Raw genomic sequence first — 18,669 nt, forward strand, 5'->3', positions numbered from 1 at the left:
TCGCGGCATTGGACCGCTCCCAAGTCCTGGTAAAGACCCTGGGCGCGGAAGCGGGGCGAAGCCTGGATCGTCAGGCCGGCCGCCCATGTCGCCGCGATCCTCTCCCATGCGAAGCCCGAGCGGGTGGCCGCCGACCATGTGCCGTGTCCCGCGGCACATGGAGGATGGACTCTAGGAGGACCTGGGTGAGTGGCCGTAACTCGTTTATGATCGTCGCCAACCGGTTGCCGGTGGATCGAACGGTCGAGCCGGACGGGACGGCCTCATGGCGCAGGAGCCCGGGCGGGCTCGTCACCGCCATCGCTCCCGTCATGCAGCGTCGGCACGGCGCCTGGCTGGGCTGGCACGGCGCCGCCGACGAGCGCCTGGAGCCCTTCGACCAGGACGGCATGAGCCTGGTCCCGGTGCCGCTCTCGGCGCGCGAGGTGGAGCTCTACTACGAGGGTTTCTCCAACGCCACGCTCTGGCCGCTCTATCACGACGTGGTGGCGCCGCCGGTCTTCGATCGGGGCATGTGGGACGCCTACCGCACCGTCAACCAGCGTTTCGCCGAGGCCGCGGCCGAGGTGGCGGAGGAGGGGGCGGTCGTCTGGGTGCAGGACTACCAACTCCAGCTCGTCCCGGCCATGCTGCGCAGGCTCCGGCCGGACCTGCGCATCGGCTTCTTCCTGCACATCCCGTTCCCGCCGGTCGAGCTGTTCTGGCGGCTGCCGTGGCGCAAGGAGCTGGTCGAAGGGCTGCTCGGGGCCGACCTGGTGGGCTTCCAGCTGCCCGGCGGCGCCGCCAACTTCCGGCGGCTGTGCCGCAGGCTGCTCGGCCTGCCGTACAAGGGGAACGAGATCTTCCTCGACGACCGGATCGTGACCACGCAGGCGTTCCCCATCTCGGTGGACTTCGCCGAGCTCGACACGATGGTGCGCCAAGAGCACATCATGACCCGCGCCAAGGAGATCAGGGCGGAGCTCGGCGATCCTGAGCACGTGCTGCTCGGGGTGGACCGGCTGGACTACACCAAGGGCATCGGGCTGCGGCTGGAGGCGTTCGGCGAGCTGCTGAAGGAGGGGCGGCTGCAGCCCAATGAGGCGGTGTTCGTGCAGATCGCCACGCCGAGCCGGGAGCGGGTCGACGAATACCGGCGGCTGCGCGACGACATCGAGCTGCAGGTCGGCCGGATCAACGGCGAGCACGCGATGCTCGGCCTGCAGCCGATCCAGTATTTCCACCAGTCGTACGGCCGCGAGGAGCTGGCCGCGCTCTATCTGGCCAGCGACGTCATGGTGGTCACACCGCTGCGTGACGGGATGAACCTGGTCGCCAAGGAGTACGTCTCGTGCCACCACGACCTGCGGGGGGCGCTCGTGCTCAGTGAGTTCGCGGGGGCGGCCGACGAGCTGCGGCAGTCGTACCTGGTCAATCCGTACGACGTCGAGGACGTCAAGCGCCAGATGATGACGGCGATGCGGGCCACGCCGCACGAGCTGTCCCGGCGGATGCGTACGATGCGCCGCCGGGTAGCCACCTACGACGTGGACCGCTGGGCAGGAGAGTTCCTCAATGCCCTTGAGACACCTGCTTTACCGTCTTCCACGCCTCATACCGCTTCTTGGCGGTCCGGTTGACCACGATCTGCGCCACGGACATCCCGACGCCCATCACCACGGCGTAGCCGATGGCCTCGCCCATGCTGACCTCGGGTGAGTCGGTGTCGATCGGCGGCTCCTTGCCGGTGGTCTTCACCCAGACGAACCCGAGGATCTTGCGTGCCGCCCACGCGGTGGCCAATCCGACCAGTCCCCCGATGACCCGCCAGGCGAGGTCAGGCTTGTCGTCTGCCATCCGAACGTCTCCTTCCGCTATGTAACGAACCCTAGTCTGCAACGCCTCCTGGGCCGGTGAAGCCCTACCATAAGGAGGCATGAATCAGCAGCGACTACGCCATGCAGCCATGCCGGAGAAACCGACTCTCGACGGCTTGGAGAAGGTATGGGTAGAGCGCTGGGAAGATGACGCCATTTACCGGTTCGACAGGTCCAAGCCGTGGGAGCAGATCTACTCGATCGACACCCCGCCGCCGACCGTCTCCGGTTCCCTTCACGTGGGTCACGTCTTCTCCTACACGCACACCGACACCATCGCCCGTTTCCAGCGGATGCGCGGCCGCGAGGTCTTCTACCCCATGGGTTGGGACGACAACGGCCTGCCCACCGAGCGGCGGGTGCAGAACCACTTCGGCGTCCGCTGTGACCCTTCGGTGCCCTATGACCCGGACTTCACACCTCCGGCCAAGCCCGATCCCAAGCGGCAGGTCTCCGTCTCGCGCGGCAACTTCATCGAGCTGTGCGAGCGGCTGACCCTCGAGGACGAGAAGGCGTTCGAGGAGCTGTGGCGGCGGCTGGGGCTGTCCGTCGACTGGTCGCTGACGTACGCGACCATCGACGGCGGCGCGCGGGCCGCCTCGCAGCGGGCCTTCCTGCGCACCCTGGCGCGTGGCGAGGCCTATCTGGCCGAGGCGCCGACGCTGTGGGACGTCTCCTTCCGTACGGCCGTCGCCCAGGCGGAGCTGGAAGACCGCGAGTGGCCGGGGGCCTTCCACCGGGTCTCCTTCTACGGCGAGAAGGGGCCGGTCTGGATCGAGACGACCCGGCCCGAGCTGCTGCCCGCCTGCGTCGCCCTGGTGGCGCACCCCGACGACGAGCGCTACAAGCCGCTGTTCGGCACCTCGGTGCTGACGCCGCTGTTCGGCGCCGAGGTGCCGGTGCTGGCCCACCACCTGGCCGAGCCCGACAAGGGCTCCGGCATCGCGATGGTCTGTACGTTCGGCGACCTCACCGACGTCACCTGGTGGCGCGAGCTGGCGCTGGAGACCAGGCCGATCATCGGCAAGGACGGCCGCCTGCTGCCCGAGCCGCCCGAGGGCGTCGAGCAGGAGCCGTACAAAGAGCTGGCCGGCAAGACCGTCCACAGCGCCCGCGAGCGCGTCGTGGAGCTGCTGCGCGAGTCCGGCGACCTGGACGGCGACCCGCGCGCCACGAAGCGGATGGTGAAGTTCTACGAGAAGGGCGAGCGCCCGCTGGAGATCGTCACCACCCGCCAGTGGTACATCCGCAACGGCGGGCGCGACGCCCAGCTGCGCGAGCAGCTCCTGGCCAGGGGCGCCGAGCTGCGCTGGCACCCGCCGCACATGCGGGTCCGCTACGACAACTGGGTGCGGGGGCTGGCCGGCGACTGGCTGATCTCCCGGCAGCGCTTCTTCGGCGTGCCGATCCCCGTCTGGTACCCGCTGGACGCCTCGGGCGAGCCCGACTACTCCAGTCCGCTGGTGCCGTCGGAGGACCTGCTGCCGATCGACCCCTCCTCGCAGGTGCCTGACGGCTACACCGAGGACCAGCGGGGCGTGCCGGGCGGCTTCATGGGCGATCCGGACATCATGGACACCTGGGCGACCTCGTCCCTCACGCCGGAGATCGCCGGCGGCTGGGAGCGGGATCCCGACCTGTTCGCCCGGGTCTTCCCGATGGACCTGCGGCCGCAGGCGCACGAGATCATCCGCACCTGGCTGTTCTCCACCGTGGTCAGGGCGCACCAGGAGTTCGGCACGCTGCCGTGGCGTGACGTGGTCATCGCGGGCTGGATCCTCGACCCCGACCGCAAGAAGATGTCCAAGTCCAAGGGCAACGTCACGACGCCGCTCGGGCTGCTGGAGGAGTACGGCTCCGACGCGGTCCGCTACTGGGCGGCCAGCGGGCGGCCGGGCACCGACACGGCGTTCGACACCGGGCAGATCAAGGTCGGCCGGCGGCTGGCCATCAAGATCCTCAACGCGTCGAAGTTCGTGCTCGGTTTCCCGGAGTCCGAGGCGGCGGTCACCGAGCCGCTCGACCTGTCGATGCTCGCCCAGCTCTCAGGGGTGGTCGAGGAGGCCACCCAGGCGTTCGAGGGCTACGACTACACCCGGGCGATGGAGGCCGCCGAGCGCTTCTTCTGGGCCTTCTGCGACGACTATCTGGAGCTGGTCAAGGCCAGGGCCTACGAGAGCGGCCCGGCGGCCGCCTCGGCGCACGCGGCGCTGCGCCAGGCGCTCGACGTGCTGCTGCGGCTCTTCGCGCCGTTCCTGCCGTTCGTCACGGACGAGGTCTGGTCCTGGTGGCGGCCGGGTTCCGTCCACCGCGCGGCCTGGCCGTCGGTCCCGGCGGGCGCGGGTGATCCGGCGGTGCTCGCCGTGGCCTCCGACGTGCTCGGGCGCATCCGCAAGGCCAAGTCGGCCGCCAAGCTGTCGATGCGCGCCGAGGTCTCCCGCCTCACCGTGTCGGGCCCCGAGATCGCCCTGGTACGGCTGGCGCAGGACGACCTGTGCGGCGCGGGCAACGTCGAGGAGTTCGTCCTCGACGACGGTGCCGAATTCGCCGTCGAGGTCACGCTCGAAGAGCAGTAGCCGCTAGTAGTCGCACACCCCCGAGGGGAAGATCGCCTCAAGGCGGGCCCGCTCCTCGGGGGAGGGGCGCCACGAGCCGTACAGACCGCGCGCGATGGCCCTGGACACCGGCTGCAGGCGGCACTTGTAGACGCCGCCCTCCAGCGGACCGCCCGCCACCACGCGGGAGGTGGAGTAGAGCGGGAAGCGCGCGGTGCAGGCACCGGCGGCGCGCTGGTCCAGGATGCCGTCCCACACGTGCGGACCCGCCGCGATCTGCGCCCCGGAACTGGTGAAGCAGCGGTCCACGGCCGCCGCGGGCTTGTTGCCCGCCACCCCGCGCCACGGGCGCGAGCGAATGTTGGCCATCCACTGGTCCATCACCCGCAGCGCCTCGGGCGTCTGGTCGAAGGCCGGCCCGTCGGGGCGGGCGTCGGTGAACCAGATGACCTGGTTGCCGGCGTTGCCGTCGTAGTTCAGCATCCGCTGCCGCGAGGCGAACGACTGGTGCGAGTCGTGCATGTCGAGCTGGTCCTCGAGATAGTGCCGCCAGTCGATGATCGGGATGGCGATGTCGCCCCTGAACACCAGCCCGCTGCGCTCCACGTTCTTGATCGCGATCGGGTCGCCGGTACGCCGGGGAGCCGGGTCGCCGGTGCGCATGTTGCGCGAGCTCCACGGGTCGAACTGGGCGGGGTCCTGGCAGAGCGAGGGGGTGAACGGGCAGCCCTCGCGCACCATGTCCTTCGACTCCTTCCAGGAGCCGGCGCGCGCGTTGACGTCGAGGAACTCCGCGGGCGTGATCACGCCCTTCACCAGCGCGCCCAGGCCGTACTGGACGCCGACGTTGTCCCAGGTGGAGCGGGCGTAGCCGTCGGGGGCCACGCCGTAGATCTCGCGCAGGTCGTCCCAGTGCGTCCACTGGATCGTGTCCTTGACGCCGGGCGGGTCCATCTTGGCCCACTCCGCATCGTTGTTGGAGGTCCACAGGGGGTTCATGGTCAGCGGGGTCAGCCCGCGCCAGCCCTTGACGCACTCGTCGGAGCCCGGCTTGCCCGTGTAGGGGTTGTCGACGGTGTCGCTGGCGTTCATCCCGATCAGCGCGGTCCGCGCGTCCCAGGAGGCCCAGCGCGGATTGTGGTCCATGTAGCGTTCGAGCAGCTCGCAGTCGCCGACGTGGATGGTCTGGGTGACCATGTCGGGATAGGAATACTGCGGGATCGCCGCGTCGATCACCGCGGTGCCGTAGTTCTGGCCGTAGATGTACTGCTGGAGGGCGCCGCCCGAGGCGCCCACGCCGACGGTGTAGAGCGGCACCCCGTACTTCTCGATGAACCGCTCCTTCACCATCAGCGCGGTCTCGCCGCCGAGGATCAGGTTGTAATGGGTGGAGGTACGGGTGCCCGAGGAGTACAGGATCGCGTAACCCTTGCCCAGCCCGTACGCGTCGAGCGCGCTGCCGCCGATCGTGCCCTGGTCATGGCCGATCCCCACGCCGCCGTCGAATCGGTAGATCGCCCGGCCGTTGTAGCCGTCCTCCAGCATCGCGATGGAGTAGAGGAAACGGTTGATCACGCCGCGCTCGCGGCGCACCACGAAGTCCACCGTCCGGCCGTCGAGCGTGGTGGTGGTCGACATGTCCGCGGGGCGCTCGGCGGGCATCGTCTTGAACGCGCCGTCCGTCGCGCGGTAGAGCCGCTCCGTCAGCACCGGCGCGAAGCAGTCCCTGCTCCAGCCGCCCGTGGTGCGCATACCCTGGCCGTCCTGGTTGTCCGCGACGGGCGGGCCGAGCCCGCTCCGCTCCGTCTTGCATAAGAAGGGGTACTGGTGCGGCCCCGAGAAGATCGGTCCCGAGATCGGGTGGTTGCGTAACTTCAGCGTCTCCTTGAACGGCCCCGCCAGCGCCCTGATCGTGTTGTCGCCGTCGATCAACCCGGTCACCAGGCCGCTGAACGACTGGCCGCCGGGATCCGGTTTGAAGGACGCGGTGACGTCCTCGCCGTTGCGCAGCACCTTGAGCCGCATGCCCTGGCTCACCCGTACCCTGACCAACGCGTCCCCGCCACTCACCTGGTCGGCGCGGCTCGACAGCACGTCGAGCGCGGGTTCGCCGCGCGAGGCCAGGGCGGGCACCGGGGCCGCCACGAGACACGCGATCACCGCGGTGATCGCGCTCACCTTAACCAGCGCGACGGTCCTCATGTGCAAAACGGTGACATGTGATCATGCCGTTGCCCAGACCCGATCTTTTATCCACGCGCACATATGTCCTTGACGTGCCAGTCTTGAACACGTGCTGACCGACCGCCCAACCAAGCTCGTGCCACCCGTGCTGGCCAAGATGGCGGCATGGTGCCTGTGCCTGATCCTCGTCGGCGTGGTCGTCTACTTCTTCGTCCAGGGCATCGCGCGGCTCAGCTTCGTGGCCCTGCCGGTGGCCATCGCGCTGCTGCTGACCGCGCTGCTGTTCCCGCTCACCAGGAGCCTGCGCGAAGCGGGCATGCGCCCCATCTACGCCACCTGGATCACCATGCTGGTGGCCCTCGCGGTGCTCGTCGGCACCGGCTGGCTGGTCGGCGCGCGGGCCACCGAGGAGTTCCCCAACCTGGTCCAGCAGGTCCAGTCGACCGCCCGCGACGTACAGAACTGGCTGATCACCGGCCCGCTGCACCTCAAAGAGGCGCAGATCACCAGCTACGTCGACGAGATCGCGACGATGGTCAACGCCCAGCGCACGGCCATCACCAGTACGGTCCTGACCGCCGGCGCCGTCGCCTTCGAGGTGCTGGCCTCCCTCGTGCTGCTGCTGTTCGTCACGTTCTTCCTGCTCAAGGACGGCGACCGGATCTGGTCGTGGTTCCTGCGGGGATTCGGCTCGATGGCGCCGCGCGTCGACCGGGCGGGGCGGGCCGCCTGGTCCACGCTCTCCCACTACGTGCAGGGCACCGTCGCGGTCGCCGCCGTACACGGCGTGATCATGGGCATCGTGCTGGCCGGCATGGGAGTGCCCCTCTGGGCGCCGCTGGCGGTGCTGATCTTCTTCGCCAGCTTCATCCCGATCGTCGGCATCTTCTTCGCCGGTACGATCGCCACCCTGGTCACACTTGGTGCCAAGGGGCCGCTCTACGCGTTGATCTTCGTCGGCATCCTGATCGTCGAGCAGCAGCTGGAGAACCACGTGCTCCAGCCGCTCATCGTCGGCCGGGCGCTCAACTTCCACCCGCTGGCCATCATCCTCGTGCTGTCCGTCGGCGGCATCCTGGCCGGCATCGCGGGCGCGGCGGTGGCCGTGCCCGTGGCGGCGGTGATCTACCGGGCGCTGCCCGAACTGTTCCACAAACCGCCCGCCCTGCCACCCGGGCCCACTCCGGCACCCGCCCCGCAGCCGTCCGCGCCGGCTTCGGGTTCTCCCGCCGAGGACGATAGTCCGCCTGGCAGCGAGTAACCTCATCACCCGTGACCACCTCGCCACGGGATCTCGGAGATCGGCGGCCGTCTCCCCGCTCTCACGAGGGCTCCCGGCGGCACGACACTCCACCCGCCTGCCCGGTGCGACGGGATCGCGGGCGGAAGGGCGTACCTTGAGGCTGAGGGGGCGCATCGCCGCCGAGCACCATGACCATGAGGTGAACCCTTGACCGACGTGCAGGTCCTCATCCAGCGACTCGACGACGGGCTGCCGGTGCCGTCCTACGCCCATCCGGGCGACGCGGGCGCCGATCTCTACGCGGCCGCGGACGTCGAGCTGCTGCCCGGCGAGCGGGCCATGGTCGGGACGGGCGTCGCGATCGCGCTGCCCGACGGCTACGCCGCGTTCGTGCACCCTCGCTCGGGCCTGGCCGCCAGGCACGGCGTCACGCTGGTCAACGCGCCAGGCACGGTCGACGCCGGCTATCGCGGCGAGATCCGGGTGACGGTGATCAACACCGACGCCAAGGAGCCCTTCCGCCTGAGCCGCGGTGACCGGGTGGCCCAGCTGGTCATCAAGCGCGTCGAGCGGGCGGCGTTCACCGAGGTGGAGCAGCTGCCCGGCTCGGCCCGCGGCACCGGCGGTTTCGGATCAACAGGACGTTAACCAGGGAGAGTGAGCACAGTGTTCCGACGACGCCGTCGTGAGCAGCCGGATCAGGCGGCAGAGCAGCAGGCATCCGCCGCCCCAACGCGCGAGTCCGGCCCGTGGGACGCCGACGAGCCCCACCCCGAGGCCGACAGGATCGACCTCGGCGGGCTGCGCCTGCCGCACAACGCGGACTTCGACCTGCGGCTGGCCTCGGTGGGAGACCAGAACGTCGGGGTCGTCGCGCTTTATGAGGAGAGTTCGCTCCAGCTCCAGGCGCTGGCCGCGCCCAAGAGCATGGGGCTCTGGGACGAGGTCAGGGCCAAGATCCGGACCGGCGCCGACAATCTCGCCGAGCAGGAGGGCCCCTTCGGCCCCGAGCTGATCGGCGAGATCAGCGGCGAGGGCAACACCACCCGCAGGGCCCGCTACATCGGCATCGACGGGCCGCGCTGGTTCTTGCTGGCGATGATCAGCGGCCGTGCCGCGCTCGACGAGAACGTGGCGAACGTCTTCCTCGACTTCATCAAGGACGTCGTGGTCGTGCGGGGCACCGAGCCGATGGCCCGGGAAGAACCGATCACGCTGCGCCGGCCCAACGAGCAGAGCGCCGAAACGGTCGACACCCAGGGGCTCAACCCGTTCAAACGAGGTCCCGAGATCAGTGAGATTCGCTGACCGCCCACATCACGTAGGCTGAGTCATCATGAGTACGGCAGAACCCCCCAAACGCGGGGGATTGCGCGGGTTCTTCAGTCGGCTGGCCTCCACCCAGTCCGAAATCGAAGCCCAGGAACTACGGGAAGACGTCGACGAGGTCGGCGCGACCCCGATTGTCTCGTGTGGCGGCCGCCGCCGCTTCTGCGTGGCCGGTACGCTACGTACCGTGACACTGCGACCCAGGGGCGGCGCGCCCGCCCTTGAGGCCGAGCTCTACGACGGGTCCGACGTCATCGACCTGGTGTGGCTCGGCCGTCGCAAGATCGCGGGCATCGAGCCCGGGCGCACCGTCAAGGCCGAAGGTCTGGTCAGCATGCAGGACGGGCGCAAGGTGATGTTCAATCCTCGATACGAGCTGCGCCCAGGGAGTTGATCAGGTGAGTGCTGAGGCGGAAGAGGTCGCCCACGACACCGTGGAAGCGGCGGTGCGAGCCCAGCTCGCCAAGGCGTTCGGGGGAGTGCGCGGGATCATCGAGGCGGCGGTGCCGACCATCGCGTTCACGCTGTCCTGGATCGTCACCGAGCAGCTGAAGACCTCGCTCATCGTCAGCATCTCGCTGGCGGTCGTGCTCCTGCTGGTCAGGCTCGCGCAGCGGTCGACGCCGCAGTTCGTGATCAACAGCCTGATCGGCATCGCCATCGGCGCGTTCTTCGCCAGCCGCAGCGGCGACGCGAAGGACTATTTCCTGCCCGGCATCCTGTGGAACGCCGGCTACTCGGTGGCGATGCTGCTGTCGATCGTCACCCGGTGGCCCGTGGTCGGGTTCCTGATCGGCTCGGTCACCGGCGACCCCACGGCCTGGCACAAGGATCCGGGCATCGTGAAGCTCTGCGTCAAGCTCACCTGGCTGCTGATGCTGCCGTGCGTGGTCAGGGTGGCCGTGCAGCTGCCCGTGTGGCTGCTGGGCGGCGGCGACGAGGCCGTGGCCGCCCTCGGTGTGGCGAAGATCGCGATGGGCTGGCCGCTCCAGGTGGCCGCGCTCGGCGCGATGCTGTGGCTGCTCGGCAAGGGGCGAACGCCGATCAAGCCGCCGGTCGCCCCCGCCTGACGTTTTTCAGTGCTGTGAGAGCAGGTGCGCCAGCTCCTGCTCCACCTCCTGGTTGGCGACGAAGAGGAGTTCGTCGCCCGCCTCGAGCGGATCGTCGTTGGTCGGCACCAGCACCCGGCCCTCGCGCAGGATCGCGACCAGCGCCGAGTCGTTGGGCCACGGCACCGAGCCGGCGCGCTGGCCCACCACGGGCGCGTCCTCGGCCAGGGTGAGCTCGACCAGGTTGGCCTGCCCCTGACGGAAGGTCATCAGGCGCACCAGGTCGCCGACGCTCACCGCCTCCTCGACCAGCGCGCTCAGCAGGCGCGGCGTCGAGACCGCGACGTCCACGCCCCACGACTCGTTGAACAGCCACTCGTTGTTGGGGTGGTTGATCCTGGCCACCACGCGCGGCACGCCGTACTCGGTCTTGGCCAGCAGCGACACCACGAGGTTGACCTTGTCGTCCCCGGAGGAGGCGACGACGACGTGGCAGTTGTTGAGCCCCGCCTCGTCGAGCGAGGCGATCTCGCAGGCGTCGGCCAGCAGCCACTCCGCCCGCGGCACGCTGTCGATCTTGATGGCCCTGGGGTCGATGTCGATCAGCAGGACCTCGTGGCCGTTCTCCAGCAGCTCGGCCGCGATGGACCGGCCCACGGCCCCCGCTCCGGCGATGGCGACGCGCATCAGTGGTCCTCTTCCGGTGCCGCCGCGAGCACCTTGTTGATCCGGTCCATGTCGCTCTCCGCGGCGATGACGTGCAGCACGTCGCCGTCCTGGATCACGGTGTCGTCGGCGATGACCAGGGCCTCGCCCATGCGGTTGAGGTAGGCGACGCGGACCCTGGCCCGCTCCTCCAGCTCGACGGCGCGTGTGCCGATCCAGCCGGTGTGCGTGGCGACCTCGGCCAGGACCACGGTGCCGGTGGGGTCGCGCCAGAGCGGCTCGGCGCCCTCGGGCAGGATGCGGCGCAGGATCTGGTCGGCGGTCCACCGCACGGTCGCCACCGTCGGGATGCCGAGGCGCTGGTAGACCTCGGCCCGGCGCGGGTCGTAGATGCGGGCCACCACATTGTCGACGCCGAACGTCTCGCGCGCCGCCCGCGCCGAGATGATGTTGGAGTTGTCACCGCTGGAGACCGCCACGTACGCGGAAGCGGACTCGATGCCCGCCTCGGTGAGCACGTCGCGGTCGAATCCGACACCGGTCACCCGGCGCCCCCGGAAACCGGCCCGCAGCCGGCGAAACGCCTGCGGATCCCGGTCGATGATCGCGACCGTATGGCCGTTGTCCTCGAGGATGTGAGCCAAGGTCGAACCGACCCGGCCACATCCCATGATCACTATATGCATACTCCCCCGCACTTCGCGGTCGGCCGGTTGCTCGACACCAGTATGGCGCGATAAGGGAGCGCAACGTCGGCGCCCCTACAGCGGGGGGCTAGCATCTCGTAACGTGGCGAAGGTAACGGATCTTGTCAAACGCGTGCTGGTGGGCCGGGCGCTGCGCAGCGGCCAGCTCCACGAGCAGCTGCTGCCCAAACGCATTGCCCTGCCGGTCTTCGCCAGCGACGCCCTGTCCTCCGTGGCGTACGCGCCGCAGGAGATCCTGGTCATCCTGTCGCTGGCCGGAGTGTCGTTCTACGCCTACAGCCCATGGGTCGCGATCGCCGTCGTGGTCGTGATGCTCACGGTCGTGGCGTCGTACCGGCAGAACGTGCACGCCTACCCCAGCGGCGGCGGCGACTACGAGGTGGCCACCACCAACCTGGGCAAGAACGCCGGCCTGACCGTGGCCAGCGCGCTCATGGTCGACTACGTGCTGACCGTGGCGGTGTCGGTCGCCAACGGCGTCGACTACGTCGGCGCCACGATCCCCTTCGTCGGCGAGCACAAGCCGGCCGTCGCCATCGTCATCGTCGTCCTGCTCACCGTGGTCAATCTGCGCGGTCTGCGCGAGTCGGGGGCCGCCTTCGCCGTCCCGACGTACGCGTTCATGATCGCGGTCCTGGGGCTGATCGCCTGGGGCGGCTTCCGGCTGCTGGTGCTCGGCGACGAGCTGCGGGCACCCAGCGCCGGGTTCACCATCGACGCCGAGCAGACCAACCTGACCACCTTCGCCGCCGCCTTCCTCATCCTGCGCGCCTTCTCCTCCGGCTGCGCGGCGCTGACGGGCGTCGAGGCCATCAGCAACGGCGTGCCCGCCTTCCGCAAGCCCAAGAGCAAGAACGCCGCCACCACACTGCTCATGATGGGCCTGGTCGCCATCACCATGTTCGGCGGCATCATCGCGCTGGGCCTGGCCTCGGGCGTGAAGGTGGCCGAGCCGTCCGTGGTGGCCACGGACCTGCACGGGCCCGACGGGCAGCCGGTCGGTGCCGGCTACTACCAGCAGCCGATCATCTCGCAGGTGGCCGACGCGGTCTTCGGCGGCGGCTCGCTGCCGTTCGTGATCATCTCGGCGGTCACCGCGCTCATCCTGTTCCTGGCCGCCAACACCGCATTCAACGGCTTCCCGGTGCTCGGCTCGATCCTGGCCCAGGACCGCTACCTGCCCCGCCAGCTGCACACCCGCGGCGACCGGCTGGCCTTCTCCAACGGCATCGTCATCCTGGCGCTGGGCGCGTGCCTGCTGCTGTGGGGCTTCGACGCCGACGTCAGCCGCCTGCTGAACCTCTATATCGTCGGCGTCTTCGTCTCCTTCACCCTCAGCCAGATCGGCATGGTCATCCACTGGACCCGCCATCTCAAGACGGAGACCGACCCCAAGATCCGGCACCAGATGCACCGCTCGCGGGTGATCAACGCCTTCGGCGGCATCATGACCGGGCTGGTGCTGGTCGTCGTACTGCTGACCAAGTTCCTGGTCGGCGCCTGGATCGTGTGCTTCGCGATGCCGATCCTGTTCCTCATGATGAAGGCGATCAGGCGCCACTACGACAACGTGGCGGCCGAGCTGGAGATCACCGAGGAGTACGACGAGTCGACGCTGCCGGCGCGCAACCACGCGATCGTGCTCGTCTCCAAGATTCACAAGCCGACGATGCGTGCCCTCGCCTACGCCCGCGCCACCCGGCCGTCCACCCTGGAGGCGATCACCGTCGGCGTCGAGGGCGCCGACGCGCGGCACCTTCAGGACGAGTGGGAGCGCCTGGGCATCCCGGTGCCGCTCAAGATGCTCGACTCGCCGTATCGGGAGATCACCCAGCCGATCCTCGACTACGTCAAGACGCTGCGCCGCCGCTCGCCGCGCGACGTGGTCACCGTGTTCATCCCCGAGTACGTGGTCGGGCACTGGTGGGAGCACCTGCTGCACAACCAGAGCGCGCTGCGGCTGAAGGCGCGGCTGCTGTTCAAGCCGGGCGTCATGGTGACGAGCGTGCCGTGGCAGCTTCACTCCTCCGACCGGCTCAAGGGCCGCCCCGAGCCGGCCGCCCCGGGTGCCTCGCGCCGGGCGGGACATCAGGTGGTCAAGAAGCAGGTCAAGGCGGGAGACCACTCCGCGTAACGGGCTAAGTCCGGAAAGTGGCAGTGCCGGTCAGGGCATAGGGTGTCCGTGTGGAACAGGCATCTCTCGAGCTGACGGTAGGTCCGGTCGCCCATGGCGGTTGGTGCGTGGCGCGCCATGACGGGCGCGTGGTGTTCGTACGCCACGCGCTGCCCGGCGAGCGGGTCATCGCCGAGGTCACCGAGGAGACCACCCGCTTCCTCCGGGCCGACGCCGTGCAGGTGCTGGACCCGTCGCCCGACCGCGTGGTCCCGCCGTGCCCCTACGCGGGCCCCGGCCGCTGTGGCGGCTGCGACTGGCAGCACGCCACCCAGGAGGCCCAGCGTGGCCTCAAGGCCGCCGTGGTGGCCGAGCAGCTGAGCAGGCTGGCCGGCATCGAGCGCGAGATCGTGGTCGAGGAGGTGCCGGGCGCCAAGGACGGGCTCGGCTGGCGCACCCGCGTACAGTTCGCCGCCCGGCCGAGCGGCGAGCTCGGCTTCCGCAGGCACCGCTCGCACGACATCGAGGTGGTCGACGCCTGCCTGATCGCGCACCCGGAGGTGGAGGCCGTCGGCGCCGAGCAGCGCGAGTGGCAGGGCGCCTCCGCCGTCGAGGTGATCGCCTCCTCGACCGGCGACCGGGCCGTGGTGGTCAGGCCGCGCCCCAGGCGCAGCGTGACCGTGCCCGACCTCGACGCGCCCGCCTCGATCCTGCTCGACCAGGGCAAGGGCCACACCGTCCCGCGCAAGGGCTCGGGCGTGCTGCGCGAGCAGGTGGGCGACCGCGAGTTCAGGGTGGCGGGCAGCGGCTTCTGGCAGGTGCACCCGGGCGCCGCCGAGACCCTGCTGGACGCCGTCCTGTCCTACGCCGCGCCGGAGCCGGGGGAGTGGGCGCTGGACCTCTACTGCGGCGTCGGCCTGTTCGCCGCCGGCCTGGCGGAGGGCGTGGGGGAGCAGGGCGCGGTGTTCGGCCTGGAGTCGGAGGCGTCGGCCGTCCGCGACGCCCGCGCCAACCTGCGCGACCTGCCGCAGGCCCGGGTGGAACGCGGACGGGTGGAGGAGGCGCTGGACCGGTTCCAGATCGAGCGGGCCGACATCGTCGTCGTCGATCCGCCCCGGTCCGGGCTGGGACGCGACGTGGTCCACCGGATCACCGCGCTGGAGTCCTCGCGGATCGTCTACGTCTCGTGCGACCCGGCGACGCTGGCCCGCGACCTGGCCTGGTTCGGCGACGACGGCTACGGGCTGGTCGACCTGCGGGCCTTCGACGCCTTCCCGATGACCCACCATGTGGAGTGCGTGGCGCTGCTGGCCAGGGGATGACGCCTCTCCCAGCGGCTTCGTGATCGAAACTGACCTCAACCGCAAGTCCTCATGGGCCGACCCCTGGGAGCTGGTCTTGGCAAGCGCTACGGACACCCGCCCGCCCATCGACGCCACATTGGTCAGGCGTCTGGTCGACGCCCAGTTCCCGCAGTGGGCCGAGCTGCCCCTGAAGCTGCTCGAACCGGCCGGCTCAGACCATGTGATCTACCGGCTGGGTGCGGAGCTGTCCGTCCGGCTTCCTCGCCACACCGGGGCCATAGGGCAGGCCAAGAAGGAGTACGAGTGGCTGCCCCGGCTGGCCCCGCACCTGCCGCTGGCCATCCCGGTGCCGGTGGGGGTGGGTGAGCCCGGCTACGGCTATCCCTGGCCGTGGGCAGTGTCGCGCTGGCTGGACGGCGAGGTGGCGACCGTGGAGACCCTGGCCTCCTCGTCCGAGGCCGCCGTCGAACTGGCGGAGTTCCTTACCGCCCTTCAGCGGTTCGCGCCCGGGGACATTCCGGCCGCGAGTGCCCGAGAGGATCTCACCGGCCGGCCACTGGCAGACCGGGACCGCGCCACGCGGGCCGCCATCGCGCAGGTGGGCACCACGTCGGGCGCCGCGCCTGGGGTCGTGTCCGGAGTTGCGTCGGGTGCCACGGTCGACACTGCTTTGGGTGCCGTTTTCGACGCCGAGGCCATGACCGAGCTGTGGGACGCGGCGCTGAGCGTACCCGGATGGGACCGCCCTCCGGTCTGGTTCCACGGCGACTTCCACACCGGCAACCTGCTGACCGCCGACGGCCGCCTCAGCGCGGTCATCGACTTCGGTGAGCTCGGCCTCGGTGACCCGGCCTGCGACCTGACCATCGCCTTCACCCTGATGTCGGCCGAGAGCCGGGCCGCCTTCCGCGCGGCGCTGGGCGTGGACGACGACACCTGGACCCGCGGCCGCGGCTGGGCGCTCGCCACCGGCCTGAACGCGTACACCTCCTACGCTGCCACCAACCCCTGGGTCGCCGCGCAGACCACCCGCCAGATCACCGAGGCCCTCATCGGCTGATCAGCGGTCTCCCCGCGCGCTCCATCGGCGGATGGCCTGGTGTCGCCCGGCGTTCGCGATGGCGCGATGGTCAAAGCGCGGGCGAGAGCGGGCCCGGCTGGGGGCGCGGGTTGGCGAGGTCGTGGGCCGAGCGGGCGAGCCAAACCAGCGTCAGGACGGCAACGGCCGCCAAGGCGTCGTCGTAAACGTTTGTCTCGCTCCAGAGCAGCGCGCCCACCAGCCCCACAGCGAACGGCGATACCAGGGCGGCGATGCCGTACCAGACGGTGTCCCGCTGCCAGCGGCGGTCTCGTCGTTGCGCGCGCAGCAGCAGCACCGTCCAGATCAGAAACGCCACGCCGCAGATCAGCTCCAGCCAGCCGGGCACCGGCCACTCGAGGACGTTGAGGACCTCGACGGCGCCGAAGCCTCCGTACGCCAGCACACCGGCGCCTCGCGCGTGTTCGGCGAACTCCAGGTTGGGCCCCAGCACCGACGCGAACAGCGTCACGACCAGCCACATCACCCCGGCGTCGAGCACCACCGCCCACCAGGGCCAGTACGGCAGGACGGCGCCGAGCAGCCAGGACGTCGCCGCGGCATACAGCGCGATCCGCAGCCGCCGCGTGTCCTGGTCCAGCTCGGGCGATGGCCCCGCCAGCGGCCCGCGCAGGATCTGCCACAGCGCCCAGGCCCACGGCAGTCCGGCCAGGACCAGGACGAGCACATTCGGCCAGGTGACCACGCTTCTGTCCCTCTCCGTGAACACCGTCAACCACCACAGCACACCAAGGTTGCCGGTGGTCAGCGCGATCACGGCGGCGGCGACCAGCGCGACGACGTACACACCCATGATGAGCAGGGCGGGAGTGGCTAAGAGATGACGACGGGGCACGTGATACTTCCTGGGGGGCGAAGGGACTCGAACGCCCCACCATAACGAGGCACCGACGCGAAGTCGATCAAGCGAATGGGGGTCGCTCGTGCACGTGTCCGCGACACGTGCACGAGCGGGTGGCGATCAGAACCGGAAGCTCCAGCCGGGTGTGCCGGGCAGCGGAGCGACGGGCTCGCTGAGCGTACTCACCTCAGCGGGCGGGACCGCCGGGCAACGGGCTCCCTTCGCCGGGAGCGTCCGCGTGAGCAGGTAGGAGTCGATGGCCCCGTTGCCGCACGCTCCACGCCCCAGGACGATATGCCCCCAGCCCTCGTACGTGAGCAGCCGTCCCGAACGCCCCAGCTGGCGGGTCGTGCCGAGCGCCCACGGGTAGACGGTCGCGGGGTCGTGCAGGGAGTTGGCGACCAGCAACGGCGTGTCTGTGCGGACGTTCAGGCGATGCTGCGGGTTGGGGATCGGGCCGGGCGTCCCGAGGCAGCCGACGGTCGTCGCGATCGCGATCGTGCTGTAGCGCATTTCGGGCGCGATCTTGGCCAGGCGGCGCAGGTGCCCGGAGAACTCGCGGTAGTCGCGGATCGGCAGCCGGTAGTCCAGGCAGAAGATCTGCAGCGGATTGGGGCTGACCTCTTCCGCGCTGTTCGCCTGCGTGTCGCTCTTCCGGGCGTCGTACTTCTGGGCGCCGGCGAGTGACATCCGCAACGCGCTTCCGCCCGTCGCCTGGCCGCTGTCGAGATCGGCGAGCAACTGGGAGAGCGGTAGCCAGTTGGCGGGGTCATAGAAGGCGCCCAGCGCCGCGTCGACGATCATCAACGCGGTCACCGGGGTGCCGGGCTCCCCCGGAACGTGCAGTTCACCGCGATCGGCCCGCTCCAGCAGTCCCCGCCAGAACGCCTTGACGTCCTGACCGTGCTGCAGACAGCGGCTGTCCCGGTCGCACCAGGCCGCGAACTCGTCGAAGGCGTCCTGCGCGCCCCACGTCTCGGTGTCCATGAACGCCTGCGTGCCCAGGCTGTGGTCCATGGTGCTGTCCAGGACGAAGGCGCGGACCCGATTCGGGTAGCGCTCGGCGTACAGCTGGCCGAGGAGGGTGCCGTACGAACCGCCCCAGAACGACAGCTGCCGCTCGCCGAGCGCGGCGCGGAAGGCGTCCAGGTCGGCCGCCGTGCTGAGCGAGTCGACGTGGTCGAACAGTGGGCCGGTACGGGCCCGGCAGTCGGCACGCAGGCTCTCGTTGTAGGCCACCCTCCGGTCGAAGTCGGCCTGGCTCTTCATGAGCGGATCCGGCGCCTGCATCATGAGGTCGGTGGAGCAGACGACAGGGTGGCTCCGGTTCGTGCCACGCGGGTCGAGACCGACGATGTCGAAGCGGCGCAGCACGTCGGGGCTGAAGCGCCGCTGGCTCGTGAGGACCAGGTTCACTCCCGAGCCACCTGGGCCACCGGCTCCGAGGGCGAGCACGCCGATCCTGGCCGCCGGATCGGTGGCCTTACGGCGAGCGACCCCGACCTGGAAGGTGCCGCCTTCCGGATGTTTCCAGTCGATGGGGACGGTGATCGTCCCGCAGTCCACCGCGGCATCTTCCGGACAGGGCGTCCAGGAGATCGCGGTACGGGCCGGATCGGTCCGCTCTGCGGCGCGCGTGGCCGGCGTGATCAAGAGGAGCGGGATTGTGAGCCCCGATAACAGGGCAACGAATCTTCGCATGTCCTGATCTTCGACCGGCTCC

Annotated in this window: 16 protein-coding genes; 10 read left to right on the forward strand and 6 right to left on the reverse strand. The window is 69.9% G+C overall.

All coding sequences use genetic code 11. The features are described from left to right. Positions 1 to 185 precede the first annotated feature (185 nt). Positions 186 to 1,619, forward strand: a complete 1,434-nt coding sequence (locus ACQP2T_RS18020) for an alpha,alpha-trehalose-phosphate synthase (UDP-forming) (RefSeq protein ID WP_433517275.1) — start codon at positions 186 to 188, stop codon at positions 1,617 to 1,619. Here ACQP2T_RS18020 and ACQP2T_RS18025 read toward each other — a convergent pair. Further along, the gene (locus tag ACQP2T_RS18025) at positions 1,552 to 1,836 is read right to left on the reverse strand and encodes a DUF4235 domain-containing protein (RefSeq protein WP_357940820.1); all 285 of its coding nucleotides are present in this window, start codon (positions 1,834 to 1,836) and stop codon (positions 1,552 to 1,554) included. The two genes, ACQP2T_RS18020 and ACQP2T_RS18025, sit on opposite strands and share 68 nt — an antisense overlap. A gap of 79 nt (positions 1,837 to 1,915) precedes the next feature. Here ACQP2T_RS18025 and valS point away from each other — a divergent pair, with 79 nt between their 5' ends. Further along, positions 1,916 to 4,432, forward strand: coding sequence for a valine--tRNA ligase (gene valS, locus ACQP2T_RS18030; protein WP_433517276.1), 2,517 nt, complete (start codon positions 1,916 to 1,918; stop codon positions 4,430 to 4,432). A gap of 3 nt (positions 4,433 to 4,435) precedes the next feature. On the opposite strand, the gene ACQP2T_RS18035 is transcribed toward valS, so the two are convergent. Beyond that, positions 4,436 to 6,613, reverse strand: a complete 2,178-nt coding sequence (locus ACQP2T_RS18035) for a DUF6351 family protein (protein ID WP_433517277.1) — start codon at positions 6,611 to 6,613, stop codon at positions 4,436 to 4,438. A gap of 91 nt (positions 6,614 to 6,704) precedes the next feature. Here ACQP2T_RS18035 and ACQP2T_RS18040 point away from each other — a divergent pair, with 91 nt between their 5' ends. The 5 genes from ACQP2T_RS18040 (at position 6,705) to ACQP2T_RS18060 (ending at position 10,237) form a co-directional block, all read left to right on the forward strand. Then, positions 6,705 to 7,856 carry an AI-2E family transporter gene (locus ACQP2T_RS18040; RefSeq protein ID WP_433517278.1) on the forward strand — a complete coding sequence of 384 codons (1,152 nt, stop codon included), beginning with the start codon at positions 6,705 to 6,707 and terminating at the stop codon, positions 7,854 to 7,856. Positions 7,857 to 8,045: 189 nt separating this feature from the next. Continuing rightward, positions 8,046 to 8,486 carry a dUTP diphosphatase gene (dut, locus tag ACQP2T_RS18045; protein WP_358438285.1) on the forward strand — a complete coding sequence of 147 codons (441 nt, stop codon included), beginning with the start codon at positions 8,046 to 8,048 and terminating at the stop codon, positions 8,484 to 8,486. Between the two features lie 9 nt (positions 8,487 to 8,495). Then, positions 8,496 to 9,146, forward strand: coding sequence for a DUF3710 domain-containing protein (locus ACQP2T_RS18050; RefSeq protein WP_433517279.1), 651 nt, complete (start codon positions 8,496 to 8,498; stop codon positions 9,144 to 9,146). 28 nt (positions 9,147 to 9,174) lie between these two features. Continuing rightward, the gene (locus ACQP2T_RS18055; RefSeq protein ID WP_214635894.1) at positions 9,175 to 9,561 is read left to right on the forward strand and encodes an OB-fold nucleic acid binding domain-containing protein; all 387 of its coding nucleotides are present in this window, start codon (positions 9,175 to 9,177) and stop codon (positions 9,559 to 9,561) included. 4 nt (positions 9,562 to 9,565) lie between these two features. Next, positions 9,566 to 10,237 carry a DUF3159 domain-containing protein gene (locus ACQP2T_RS18060; protein WP_433517280.1) on the forward strand — a complete coding sequence of 224 codons (672 nt, stop codon included), beginning with the start codon at positions 9,566 to 9,568 and terminating at the stop codon, positions 10,235 to 10,237. Positions 10,238 to 10,243: 6 nt separating this feature from the next. On the opposite strand, the gene ACQP2T_RS18065 is transcribed toward ACQP2T_RS18060, so the two are convergent. Together ACQP2T_RS18065 and ACQP2T_RS18070 are read right to left on the reverse strand one after the other, a co-directional pair. After that, a complete protein-coding gene (locus tag ACQP2T_RS18065; protein ID WP_357642476.1) occupies positions 10,244 to 10,903 on the reverse strand; it encodes a potassium channel family protein in 660 nt (219 codons plus the stop codon). Next, entirely contained in the window at positions 10,903 to 11,568 is a 666-nt protein-coding gene (locus ACQP2T_RS18070) for a potassium channel family protein (RefSeq protein ID WP_433517281.1), read from the reverse strand. Before ACQP2T_RS18070 ends, ACQP2T_RS18065 begins: the two co-directional genes overlap by 1 nt. 103 nt (positions 11,569 to 11,671) lie before the next feature. Between ACQP2T_RS18070 and ACQP2T_RS18075 the strand changes: the two genes are divergently transcribed. Genes ACQP2T_RS18075 through ACQP2T_RS18085 form a run of 3 tightly spaced genes read left to right on the forward strand, consistent with a single transcriptional unit; the run spans position 11,672 to position 16,066 of the window. After that, a complete protein-coding gene (locus tag ACQP2T_RS18075; RefSeq protein WP_433517282.1) occupies positions 11,672 to 13,723 on the forward strand; it encodes an APC family permease in 2,052 nt (683 codons plus the stop codon). Between the two features lie 50 nt (positions 13,724 to 13,773). Further along, complete coding sequence (locus ACQP2T_RS18080; protein ID WP_363993235.1) at positions 13,774 to 15,024, forward strand: class I SAM-dependent RNA methyltransferase; 1,251 nt, start codon at positions 13,774 to 13,776, stop codon at positions 15,022 to 15,024. A gap of 19 nt (positions 15,025 to 15,043) precedes the next feature. Beyond that, on the forward strand, positions 15,044 to 16,066 hold the full coding sequence (locus tag ACQP2T_RS18085) for an aminoglycoside phosphotransferase family protein (RefSeq protein ID WP_433517283.1): 1,023 nt from the start codon (positions 15,044 to 15,046) through the stop codon (positions 16,064 to 16,066). Between the two features lie 70 nt (positions 16,067 to 16,136). Here ACQP2T_RS18085 and ACQP2T_RS18090 read toward each other — a convergent pair whose 3' ends face one another. Both ACQP2T_RS18090 and ACQP2T_RS18095 read right to left on the reverse strand, forming a co-directional pair. Beyond that, the gene (locus ACQP2T_RS18090) at positions 16,137 to 16,940 is read right to left on the reverse strand and encodes a hypothetical protein (protein ID WP_433517284.1); all 804 of its coding nucleotides are present in this window, start codon (positions 16,938 to 16,940) and stop codon (positions 16,137 to 16,139) included. A 126-nt stretch (positions 16,941 to 17,066) separates the two neighbouring features. After that, positions 17,067 to 18,599, reverse strand: coding sequence for an alpha/beta hydrolase (locus ACQP2T_RS18095; RefSeq protein ID WP_433517285.1), 1,533 nt, complete (start codon positions 18,597 to 18,599; stop codon positions 17,067 to 17,069). Positions 18,600 to 18,669 lie beyond the last annotated feature (70 nt).

The sequence above is a fragment of the Nonomuraea sp. CA-143628 genome, from assembly GCF_050942315.1.
Lineage (GTDB): Bacteria > Actinomycetota > Actinomycetes > Streptosporangiales > Streptosporangiaceae > Nonomuraea.